This window comes from Tepidibacter mesophilus (assembly GCF_002724055.1).
Taxonomy (GTDB): domain Bacteria; phylum Bacillota; class Clostridia; order Peptostreptococcales; family Peptostreptococcaceae; genus Tepidibacter_A; species Tepidibacter_A mesophilus.
On sequence record NZ_BDQY01000005.1, the window covers coordinates 56,132 to 68,677 of the forward strand.

The 12,546-nt window shown below is 30.0% G+C and carries 10 protein-coding genes; 1 reads left to right on the plus strand and 9 read right to left on the minus strand.

All coding sequences use genetic code 11. The annotated features are described in order from the left end of the window. Positions 1-71 precede the first annotated feature (71 nt). On the minus strand, positions 72-989 hold the full coding sequence (locus Tmeso_RS17035) for a Gx transporter family protein (protein WP_099188925.1): 918 nt from the start codon (positions 987-989) through the stop codon (positions 72-74). 141 nt (positions 990-1,130) lie between these two features. Further along, on the minus strand, positions 1,131-2,171 hold the full coding sequence (locus tag Tmeso_RS05205; protein ID WP_099188927.1) for a PTS sugar transporter subunit IIC: 1,041 nt from the start codon (positions 2,169-2,171) through the stop codon (positions 1,131-1,133). Positions 2,172-2,595: 424 nt separating this feature from the next. Here Tmeso_RS05205 and Tmeso_RS05210 point away from each other — a divergent pair, with 424 nt between their 5' ends. Further along, complete coding sequence (locus Tmeso_RS05210; RefSeq protein ID WP_099188929.1) at positions 2,596-3,129, plus strand: helix-turn-helix domain-containing protein; 534 nt, start codon at positions 2,596-2,598, stop codon at positions 3,127-3,129. 46 nt (positions 3,130-3,175) lie between these two features. Here Tmeso_RS05210 and ptsG read toward each other — a convergent pair whose 3' ends face one another. The 7 genes from ptsG to Tmeso_RS05245 all read right to left on the minus strand — a co-directional run bounded on the left by ptsG (position 3,176) and on the right by Tmeso_RS05245 (position 12,405). Next, a complete protein-coding gene (gene ptsG, locus Tmeso_RS05215; RefSeq protein WP_099188931.1) occupies positions 3,176-5,191 on the minus strand; it encodes a glucose-specific PTS transporter subunit IIBC in 2,016 nt (671 codons plus the stop codon). A gap of 298 nt (positions 5,192-5,489) precedes the next feature. Continuing rightward, positions 5,490-6,443: a carbohydrate kinase family protein gene (locus Tmeso_RS05220; RefSeq protein ID WP_099188933.1), complete on the minus strand. Its 954-nt coding sequence runs from the start codon at positions 6,441-6,443 to the stop codon at positions 5,490-5,492. 210 nt (positions 6,444-6,653) lie between these two features. After that, on the minus strand, positions 6,654-7,625 hold the full coding sequence (locus Tmeso_RS05225; RefSeq protein WP_099188935.1) for an alpha/beta hydrolase: 972 nt from the start codon (positions 7,623-7,625) through the stop codon (positions 6,654-6,656). A gap of 128 nt (positions 7,626-7,753) precedes the next feature. Continuing rightward, a complete protein-coding gene (locus Tmeso_RS05230; RefSeq protein ID WP_242967874.1) occupies positions 7,754-8,668 on the minus strand; it encodes a glycoside hydrolase family 73 protein in 915 nt (304 codons plus the stop codon). 194 nt (positions 8,669-8,862) lie between these two features. Continuing rightward, entirely contained in the window at positions 8,863-10,725 is a 1,863-nt protein-coding gene (locus Tmeso_RS05235; protein WP_099188939.1) for a PTS fructose transporter subunit IIABC, read from the minus strand. Positions 10,726-10,741: 16 nt separating this feature from the next. After that, positions 10,742-11,656 carry a 1-phosphofructokinase gene (gene pfkB, locus Tmeso_RS05240; RefSeq protein WP_099188941.1) on the minus strand — a complete coding sequence of 305 codons (915 nt, stop codon included), beginning with the start codon at positions 11,654-11,656 and terminating at the stop codon, positions 10,742-10,744. Beyond that, positions 11,656-12,405 carry a DeoR/GlpR family DNA-binding transcription regulator gene (locus Tmeso_RS05245; protein ID WP_099188943.1) on the minus strand — a complete coding sequence of 250 codons (750 nt, stop codon included), beginning with the start codon at positions 12,403-12,405 and terminating at the stop codon, positions 11,656-11,658. Before Tmeso_RS05245 ends, pfkB begins: the two co-directional genes overlap by 1 nt. Positions 12,406-12,546 lie beyond the last annotated feature (141 nt).

The window sequence follows — 12,546 nt, forward strand, 5'->3', positions numbered from 1 at the left end:
ATATGCAACATAATAATTATTCATCATTTAGAATAATTGAAAATATAATGTATTATATTGAAGTTATATTTCTAATAAGACACGTTGTCTATTTGCGAATCTTCACCCAAAATTTTAACATACAATCTGCGAGGAAGGCAAGCTATCATCTGACCCCGCCTATCTATGAAACCAGTTCTAACGCAAACCTCATCATGACAGTCAGCTTCTTTAATTTCTACACCTCCATCATGTATATAAATATAATTATATCCTTTCTCAGTTTCAATTTTTATAGTTTTTTTATAATCTTCATTAGTTATAACAATGTCTTCATATATTTTATTATCAACAACCACTTGTATCCTTTTGTAACCAGTATCATTATTGTCAATATTATTAAAATACAATACTCCTATACTCAAAACTAAAGTTATTAATATTATTATATAGTCTCCTCTTTGGAATTTTATTATAGTATAGTCAGTATTGTTTATATTCATATATTTATATATATTTTTATTCTGTACAAGATATCTGCATACAATCCCTATAAACATTCCCGTAGGTATAGATGTAAATAAAAGTATAGGCATATATATAAATATACCAATATTATGTATTATTATAGATGCCATTATCAATTGCCCTATATTATGGAATACAGCTCCTATTATACTTACCCCTACTAGACTAGACTTCTTTTTGCTAAATATATTAAATATATACATAAATATCAAACTTAATACTCCACCTGCTGCACTATATAAAAACGCTGAAAAACCACCACCAAGTATAGATGATATTATCACTCTCGCAATCAATATAACAAAAGTATCTTTAAATCCTAAAAAAATCAAAGATATTAACGTAATTATATTAGAAAGACCAAGTTTTGCACCAGGCGCTATAAATACAAGAGGATTCGCTATATATGTCTCTATTATATACATAACCAGACTCTGGGATATCAGTATAGACATAAATACCATTTTTTTTGTTTTATTCATAATCTCCTCCTATTTCCATAATAAAATAAACTCAATCAAAACATAGTTTTTCAAAATTAGATTTAATCATACATTATATTATACTTTAAAATGAAAAAAAGACAATGCTAGTTAGCATTGTCTTTTAGTTTTCATTTTATATTATGCAGCTTTTTCTTCTGTATTAACTTCTCCTCTTATTTCTGCAACAGTTCTTATCCTGTAGTTTTTGAACATTATAGAACCAACTAAGCCAGATAACGCTCCTGCAAGTGCACAAAGTACAGCCGCTATAGTAACCGTCTTAGCATTATTAAATCCATACATTACCATAAGACCAGCTATGGGAGTTGCTGTTCCTGGCGCATTGTTTACTAGTCCAAATGCAGAAACTATCATACCTGCCAGACCTCCACCTAAGAAGTTAGTAATATAAACTGGTATTGGATTTGCAGATATTACATCCGCTTGAGTTAAAGGCTCTATGGCAACTGATATAGTTGTACTTCTATCTCCAAATTTCATTCTATCAAAGAATATAAAATTCATAAAAGATGATCCCATAACCGATAAAGCTCCTATAGCCATTGGAAGACCTGTAAGTCCGAGCATTGCCGTTAAAGCCATAGAACTAAGTGGCGCTGTTGCAACCACAGTTATAACTCCTCCTAATATGAATCCCATAGTCATAGGATTTCCATTAGCAGCTGTAGTTATTATGCCTCCTATATTAAGTAATGTAGAGGTTACTACAGGATCAGCAGCAGTAGCTATTAGCCTAGCAAGAGGTGCTATAAAAGCAACACATACTATTAAATCTAATCCCGCTGGTACCTTTTTTTCTATTTTCGGAACTATAAAAGAAAGAATATAACCCGCTATAAATCCTGGTAATATACCCATACCTGCAACAGAACATCCTATTAATACTGCGTAAACAGGGCTAACACCTAATGCTAACGGCACTAAAATACCAGCAGCAGCTCCACCCATGCCACCTGCAGCTAATCCAGTATCTTTTAATAATTGAATATGTAACATATCTCCACCAACATAACTTTGAAAAGCTTCTACTAAGAAACTTGCTACCGCAGCATCTGCTAATGCTCCCATAGCCTTCATTCCCTTTGGCATTTTTAAACTAAATAAAGTAAAAAGTGATAAACAGAATAATAACAACATTGTACCTTTAATTAACTCCATTGATTTACCTCCTAAAATTTTGTAAACTTAGTATTTATAATTTATTTTATAAATATTTTCGGTATTTATATTTTAAATACATTTCTTAGTATACCAAATTTCAGAATAATGTCTATAGTTTTTTTCACTTTTTCATTATTTTTTTCACGATTTTAAAGCGTTTTCTTATTTTTTTGCATTTAACGTCATAAATTAGTATTAATATACTATTTTATGAATACTAATTTCAATATTTTGTATATTGAATTAAAATTCAAATCTTATTTTTTTTATTCGCATTATATTTTTTTCATTTTTTTATTCATTTTATTCATTTTTTTCTTTTCCACATTTGTATATTTGTCGTAAAAAATATAATTTATTTAAATAAATTATATTTTTTATGTTATAATTTATTAAATGATTATTATATGAGGAGAGAGATATGGAATTAGGTGCAAAAATAAAACACTTTAGGAAAAGAAAAGGATTGACAATAAAAGAATTGTCTAATCTTACCAATCTATCAATAGGATTTATCAGTAATCTAGAAAGAAATCTCAATAGCCCTTCTGTGAGTAACCTTCAGCATATATGTGAAGTATTAGGAATAAACTTAATGGACATATTGCAATCTTCTAGCGAAAAGGATTTTATCGTTAGACAAGATGAAAGAAAGGAAATATTCACAACGGAAGACAATAACATAAAGTTCGAAATGCTTACAAACGGTAATAAGAACTTAAATTCAATAGCTATAACAATAGATGGAAATAGTGAGTATAGTGACGTTTCATGGGGACATAACTACGATGAGTTAGGTATAGTTATAAAAGGTTGTTTAGAAATACAAGTAGATAACGAAACGTATTTGTTACACGAGGGAGACAGTATATACATAAGTAAATTTTCTCCCCATACTTATAAAAACCCATCTAGTGAAAAAAATATAACTCATTGGTTTTCTATAAAAGAATAAAGGCCACTGCCTAAGCAGTAGCCTTTATTTTTTATATCCAATTAACCTATTTTACAGTAATTATATTTGTATCTCCTGCTTTAACCATTTTACCTATTTGAGCACTTACCTGTTGACCTTCTTCAAGGTTAGTAAATACTATAGGAGTTATAAGTGATGGTACTGATTTTTCAACTTTTTGTAAATCAACTTTAAGAACAGGTTGACCGGCTTTAACTTTATCGCCTTCTTTAGCTAAAGCTTCAAATCCTTCCCCTTTTAAGTTTACAGTGTCTATTCCAAAATGAACTAATACTTCTTGTCCATTATCTGCCGTAAATCCTAGTGCATGCTTTGTTTTAAAAAATGTAGTTATAATCCCATCTACAGGAGATACAACTTCTCCATTTGTAGGTTCTATAGCAAATCCATCTCCCATTATTTTTTGAGAGAATACCTTATCAGGTACATCTGTTATATCTAATACCTTACCATTTAAAGGTGCTACAAAATTTAATTCTTTACTAGAATCCTTAGCTACAGTCTTCTTTTCTACGTCTTCTATAACAGGAGTCTTACCATTCATTATATCTTTTATTTGACCTTTTAAAGTCTCTGATCTTGGTCCGAATATAGCTTGTAAGTTGTTACCTACTTCCATAACACCGGCCGCTCCTAAAGCTTTTAATTCATTTTTATCTACATTTTTAATATCATTAACACTTATTCTAAGTCTTGTTATACAAGCATCTAACTTAGTTACGTTTTCTTTTCCACCTAAAGCTTTTAATATACCTTGAGCAAGTTCTGCTCCTTTAGTATTCTTAGTTTCTACTACATCTTCCTCATCTTCTCTACCAGGAGTTTTTAAGTTGAACTTTCTAATAGCGAATCTAAATCCAAAGTAATATAAAGCTGCGAATCCAACTCCCACTAATATTACTAACCACCAAGCAGTTCTCCCCGGCATAACTCCGAATAACAGGAAGTCTATAATTCCACCAGAGAACGTCATACCTATTTTAACATTTAATATTTGCATCAACATAAATGATAAACCTGCGAATATACAGTGAATTCCGTATAATATTGGTGCTACGAATAAGAATGTAAATTCTATTGGCTCTGTAATACCTGTTAAAAAAGATGTAAGTGCTGCTGATGCCATTATTCCCCCAACTAAAGCCTTCTTTTCAGGCTTTGCTTCATGATACATAGCAAGTGCTGCTGCTGGAAGCCCAAACATCATGAACGGGAATTTACCAGTCATAAATGTACCAGCTGTAAGTCTTGCTCCATCTTTCAATTGCGCAAAGAACATAGTTTGATCTCCTCTTACTAGTTCTCCAGCTTTGTTCGTGTACTCTCCAAATTCAAACCAGAACGGTGAATAGAATATATGATGAAGGCCAAATGGTATTAATGATCTTTCTATTACCCCGAATATAAATGCTGCTAAAGTTCTGTTAGCATCTATTAAGCTGTGTGAGAACCAGTTAAGTCCACCTTGCACAGGAGGCCATACAACCAACATAGCGAATCCTAATATTAAAGCACATACAGAAGTTATAATTGGAACAAATCTTTTTCCTGCAAAGAATCCTAAATAGGGAGGAAGTTCCATATTATAGTATCTTTTATACATAGTTGCTGCTAAAACCCCTACTATAAGTCCTCCAAATACTCCAGTTTGAAGTGTTGGTATGCCTAAAACACTTGCATAAGCTGGATTATTTCCTACCATATCTGCTGTTATGTTAGCAGCAGTTCCCATAGTAACATTCATTATTAAAAATCCTATAATAGCTGCAATACCTGCAACTCCTTCTCCATCTGCAAGCCCTACTGCTACACCTACTGCAAATAATAACGCAAGATTTGCAAATACAACATTACCTGCTTGCTCCATTATTTTAGCAACATGTTGAATCCAAGGTGATGTTAAAAATGTAAGTTTTTGAAGTGTTGCTGGATTTTGAAATGCATTACCAAATGCAAGTAACAAACCAGCAGCTGGTAATATTGCAACCGGAAGCATTAAAGCTTTACCAATTTGTTGTAAGATTCCGAATATTTTTTTCATAGTTTCTTTCTCCTCTCATATTTTTATTTAATAAGTAAAAATGATTAAGTAGTATATTACAAAATAAAAAGGCATAAGCAAAGTCATAAATATTATTGCCTAAAACAATAATGTTTATAACTTTCGCTCATGCCTAATCAAGTTAGTAACACACAAAGTTATTAAAAAATATTAATTTTTATTTTATAAACACATAATAACATAATAATTAATGACCTGCAACCGTTTTCACGTATTTTCTACATATTTTTTTGTATTTTATTATATTTTTTTGTGTTTTTATGAATTTTCTGTATTATTATAATTGTATTTTTTCCCAATTAGTATTTTTAATTACCTTTTGTACCAATTCTTTACTCATTCTTGGATTAATAGTTTCTTCATGAGATATAGTTATTATAGACATAGCTATGGAAAATTTAACCATTTCTTCCATAGACATATTATTCATATACCCATATCCAAGACCTGCTACAAAAGAATCTCCTGCCCCAGTTACATTATTCACTTCAACATCATTAGCCTTAATTCTTCCACATTCCGATTTATTGCAATAATAGATACCATCAGCATCAAGGCTTATAAATACATTTTCTATTCCCAGAGATAAGAAATAAACTCCTGCCTTTTTTAAATCTTCATCATTTTTTATTTTAAAACCAGCCAAAATTTCCGCTTCATGTCTATTAGGCTTTATTGTATGAAATTTATTTATTAAATGTTTTATATTCTCAGCCTTAGCAGCAGATATAGGATCTAGTATAAACCTTGTTTTACCTTTAAATTTATTAAGTATGTATTCAAGTTTTTCAGGATCATCTGCATCTAAGCAAATATACTCAGAATTATTTATAATCTCTTCTTTAGAATCAATAAAATCAAAGTCCATTTTATCTATAACCTTCATATCTGCAATACCAGATACCATTTCTCCATTTTCATTTAAAATAGCCATATAAGTAGGTGTTCCTTCATTTTCAAGTACTAATGATTCACTCATATCATAACCTATAACTTTTGAATGTTCCATCATACTACGACCTTTTGAATCATCACCTAGTATAGATATAAATTTTGTATTTACACCCACTCTAGCCATATTCTCAGCAATATTTCTACATACTCCTCCAAATGATATTTTTATATTTCCAGGTGTCGAGTTATAAGGTTTATAACAAGAACTACAAAATCCAAATATATCAACAACAGAGGCTCCAAATACTAAAATATATGGTTGGTTCTTTTTATTCATCTTCATCTCTCCTTCTAATAGTCAACCATGTTATTTTATCATATTTTATCGTTTTTTGTATCATTATTAAAAAAACAGCCTGCACTATTAATCTATTTGAATTTTTTTTCAAAAAGTTCTCTCTTTAGTTATATTCACATTATTTTGTTCTACTAAAAAAAGTCCTATATTATCAACCTTTTTAAATTAAATAACATAGGACTTCACTATTTAATTATCATTTTTGAACTTATCTTCTATAAATAATATAACCTTATTAGTTATATCATTTAATGATGGGTTAATTTCTCCAACTGTAGAAATAAGGCCATGGCTAGCATTTTTCACACAAACAAATTCAATATCTACGCCTAGACTCTTAGCCTTATTATATAAAGCCTGAGATTGAGAAATAGGAACTATGATATCTTTTTCTCCATGAATTAATAATATCGGAGGAGTATTTTCAGACAAGTAATGCATAGGACTTGCATTTACGTAAATTTCTCTCATATCATCTATAGTTCCTCCTATAAAATTTTTAGTAGTTGCTGTATATTTTTTACCTTTTACTAAACTCAAATCAGTTGGTCCAAAAAACGATATTATAAAATTAACTTTAGATGATATATTTTTTAAATCTTCATTACCTAAGTACATACTATCTTCTGTAAGACCCTCTAGTAAAGCTAAATGTCCTCCTGCTGAATTTCCGCATATTCCTATTTTATTTTCATCTATATTATAATTAACAGCATTTTTTCTAATCCATCTAATAGCATCTTTTACATCTTTAACAGGCTCTGGAAATTTAATATTTTTATTAGCTAATCTATAGTCTATACTTATAAACGTAAACCCTTTATTGTTTAAAATATTAATTAAATCTTTAAAATATGGAATTTCTGCTTTTTTATTACCAAATGCCCAAAATCCTCCGTGCACATAAACAATAGCAGGTTTTTTTTCATTGCTTATTGAATTCGCCATATAAATGTCTAACTTTAATTCTTGTCCATCTACTGATTTATAAGTTATATCTTCAAGTACATTACTTTCTTTGTATTTATTTTGATTATTTTTCAATAAAATTTCTTGTTTGTATTTTCCCATTTCTTTAAGAGTGGCTTTATTCATACTGCAACCACTAATAAAAGCAATAGTAAAGACTACACTTATGATAAATGTCAAAATCCTTTTCATATCACTCCCCCCTTCAAAATACTTATTACTTATTTTATCATAAGTTCTTATAGTATATTATTGAATTTCCATCTAATATTGCAATAATAAATTTATTTTTTCCTTTTTAAAAAGTATGTAATCCTTTTTTATATATTAATCTGAATTTGACTATCTATAAGTTGAAGATTATACTGTCTTATTAAATCTATTAGTAAATCTGCATAAATTCTTTCTCCATTTTCATTTTCCTTTGTACTATAACCTGCATCCTCTAATGCCTGCGCTTGTTCTACATAATAGGTTGCATCAAATACTCCATTTTTTCTGTATCTTTTATTTTCATAAATAAATTCACCATGATTTTGTAAAGATTCACTTTTATTTTCATACATCCTAAACTGAGCAGTAGTATTTTCATTATAAAATTCGGATGTATTCATATTTATAGTTTTTCCATTCCAACTTGTATCCGCCTTTATTCCAAATAAATTATTAGCTTCTCTACTCAGCTCTGATTTTCCCCAACCAGATTCTAAGATAGCTTGAGCTATAATTATAGATGGTAGAATCTTATATTTCTTGTACATAATTATGGCTTCATCTGAAATTTCATCAATGAATTTTACGTACTCAGAATCTTCATTTAATCTAGAACTTACTATCCCTTCATGTTTCAAATCTTCTAAGTACTTGTACACACTTTCCTTTTCTTTATCCTCAAATTCTAATTCAGCTAAAACTTCATCTATATCTTTCAATCTATATTTTTTATCACTACCTAATATATTTTGTTCTTCAGTAAACATATAACCTAAATTTTTCAAACTTTCTTTACTTATTTTGGAGAAATCATTTTTATATCTAACTCCATCAATAGCCGCTAAATACTTCCAATTAACTTGAATTCTTCCTTTGCTAACCTCATCTGCACCTTCGATATAAAACCTAATATTTAAATCTTCTAAATTAATATGATCATTTATAGATTTAAAATAATTCAATACATTTATTGATATTATTATAAAAAATATAACCACTATATACTTTAATAATTTTTTCACTTTTATCCCCCTTATAATTTGAAACATTTACAATGCTCTGATTGTATTTTCTCAACAATATATTCTATTTATCTACATAGTTTGTAATATTAATATACAATTTATTTGTTACATTAATGTTACAAATAAATTCGCTTTATTCTAACGCAAAAAAATATAGAGCCAATTCTGGCTCTACATTTTTAAATTTAATTTTATTCTTGTATAGGCTTCTTTAGTAACCCTAACATAAATGCTGTCACAAATGATCCAGCTAATATAGCAACAACATATAACCCAGGATTAGTAGTTACAGGTATAACAAATGCCCCACCATGAGGCGCTGGCAACATAACATTAAACATCATAGTTAATGCTCCAGCAAGAGCTGATCCAACTATAGCAGATAGAAGTACTCTTGCAGGGTCCGCTGCCGCAAAAGGTATAGCTCCCTCTGTAATAAATGATGCTCCCATTATATAACAAGTTTTCCCTGCTTCTCTTTCACTCTTAGTAAATCTATTTTTAAATATTGTTGTAGCTATTGCTATTCCAAGAGGAGGAACCATTCCACCAGCCATTACCGCAGCATGAGGTGCAAAATTTCCTGCATCAATCATTGCTATTCCAAATGTAAATGCTGCTTTATTTATAGGACCACCCATGTCTACTGCCATCATACCTCCAAGCACTAATCCAAGTATTACTTTGTTAGCTGTTCCCATAGAACTTAACCAATTTTGCATAGCTAAATTTAAGGCTTGAACAGGACCAACAACTACCAACAGCATTATTGCTCCGGTTAAAAACATTCCAAATAAAGGATATATCAGTACCGGCTTTATACCTTCAAGTGATGATGGAAGATTAGAGAATGCTTTCTTTAAGAATAGTATTACATATCCACCTAAGAATCCTGCTATAAGTCCCCCTAAGAACCCTGCACCATTACTATTAGCTATAAGTCCACCTACCATAGCAGGCGCAAATCCGGGTCTATCAGCTATACTCATACCAATAAATCCTGCAAGTACAGGTATCATAAGTCCAAATGCACCAGATCCGCCACCTATATCCATAAGTAATTTAGCAAAGGCGTTGTACTGAGGGTCACTCGGATCAAATGCCTTTATCCCAAACATAAAAGATATAGCAATTAATATACCTCCACCTACAACGAATGGTAACATATTTGAAACTCCATTCATAAGGTGTTTATAAAAACCAGTTCTTTCAGTCTTATCATTGGCTTTTGTTGTTCCTGAATGTTTATAAACAGGAGCATCTTCATTTAAAGCTTTATTTATAAGGTTCTCAGCATCTTTTATTCCTTTTGCAACTGGTACCTGAATTACTTTTTTACCATCGAATCTTGCCATTTCAATCTTCTTATCAGCTGCAACTATTATTGCCTTAGAATTTTTAATATCATCGTCTGTAAGTTCATTTTTAACTCCAGTTGATCCGTTGGTTTCAACCTTTATATTTACATTCATATCCTTTGCTTTATTCTTAAGAGCATCTGCTGCCATATAAGTATGAGCTATGCCAGTTGGGCAAGCAGTTACTGCTAAAATCAAATCATCGCTACTAGTTTGAGTATCTTTATTTTCTGTTAAATATTCTTCTTCTTGTTTATCTATTATTTTTAATAATTCATCTTCACTTTTAGCATTAATAAGTTTTTCTTTAAAACCATCAACAATAAGCATAGATGATAACCTAGATAAAGTATCTAAATGCTCATTACTAGCACTATCCTTACCTGCTATCATAAAGAATATATGTGCAGGTTTGTTGTCCATAGAATCATAGTCTATACCTTCTTTTGAATACCCAAATGCTAATGATGAAGTTTTAACAGCACTGGTCTTAGCATGAGGTATTGCTATTCCTTCACCTACACCAGTTGAAAATTGTTTTTCTCTATCTAGTATAGCCTTTTTAAATTCATCTTTATAAGATAGTCTACCTGCTTTATTTAATTTATTTACAAGTTCGTCTATAACTGACTCTTTAGTTTTAGACTTTAAATCCAGAATAATTGTATCTTTCTTCAAAAGATCTGTTATTTTCATATGACTGTCATCTCCTTTAGCTTATTTTTTTTATGTCAACTTGATTTAGCAAACTCATAGCGTGTTCTTTTGTACACAAATCAAGAGAAAAGGCTGTCGCACTACCAGTTGCTATTCCAAACTTAAAAGCTTTTAAAATATCTTTTTCCTCATAATAGCTAGCTAAAAATCCACCTATAAGGGAATCTCCTGCTCCAACAGAATTTTTAACCTTTCCATTTGGAGTTGTAGCCTTATATATACCTTTATCACAGATAAGTAATGCTCCATCACCAGCCATTGATATTATTACATTTTGTGCCCCCATATCTATAAGTTTCTTTCCGTAGTGTATAGTTTCATCTATATTATCTATATCTACATTTAGCATTTCACTAAGTTCGTGATTGTTTGGCTTTATTAAAAAAGGTTTGTTCTTTAAAGTATTCAACAACGATTCACCCGTAGTATCTACTACTACTTTCACATTATTTTGAACACATATATTCTGTATTTGAGCATATATGTCTCTTGGAACACTTTTTTGAGCATTACCTGCAAGAACTAATATATCTTCATTACTTAATTTTTTTATTTTATCGAATAAAGAATTTAAATTTTCTTGCGTTATAGTGGGTCCATATCCATTTATCTCTGTTTCTTCATTAGATTTCAACTTAATGTTTATCCTTGTGTCTTCTTCAACCTTTATGAAATCAGTTTTTACTCCTTCATCTTCTATATAGGTCTTTATAAAATTTCCTGTAAATCCACCTATAAAACCTAATGCTATTGTATCTACACCCAAGTTATTAAGAACTCTAGATACATTAATTCCCTTTCCTCCAGGATATTTAATATCATTATTAGATCTATTAACTTCTCCTGTTTTAAAATCATTCACATTCACTATATAATCTATTGCTGGATTGAATGTTACTGTATATATCATTACTTCTTCACAACCTTTATTTTAGTTTTTTCTAAATACTTATCATAATCCTCAAACTTAGAATCAGTTATTATACTGGCCTTATCAAAACTAGCTACCTTTACAAATGCAATTTCTCCAAATTTAGAGTTATCAGCTAATATAAATGCTTCTCTTGAGTAGTTTATAGCCCTTTCTTTAAGTATTGCTTCTTCCGAGTCTGGAGTTGTAAATCCATAATCAATATGAATTGCATTAATACCGATAAAAGCTTTATCAAACATAAACTTTTCTAAGTTCTTCAGTGCATCTGTTCCTATAACCGCCCTAGTTCTTGACTTTACCTTACCACCTAGAATATAAGCATTGATATCGTTTTCCATAAGTTCATTGATATGCTTAAGTCCATTAGTAACTATAACAACATCTTTTTTATCTATATATTTAATCATCTCAAACGTAGTAGTTCCTGCATCAAGGTATATGCAATCTCCTTGTTCTATAAGACTTGCTGCATATTTTGCTATCTCAGTTTTTTCACTTATACTTTGTACCTCTTTTTCTTTATAGCTTGGTTCATTAAATCTTCCTTTAAGTAAAGTAGCTCCCCCATGAACTCTTTTTAAAGTATTTATGCTTTCTAAAAAGGTAAGATCTCTTCTTATGGTAGATTCTGACGCATTTGTAATTTCTACCAATTCGTTAATTTTGATAGATCCTTTCTCTTTCAAAGCATCTAATATCAATTCATGTCTTTCTTCAGTTAACAATTTAATCACCTCTTTATATAATCATTATAATTCAGAACATTTCAAAAATCAATCATTTTATACCAAAATCAATCAAAGTTATTCATTTTCATTAAAATTCATTCATATTCAGTCTATAAATTTAAATAAAATAGGAACGAC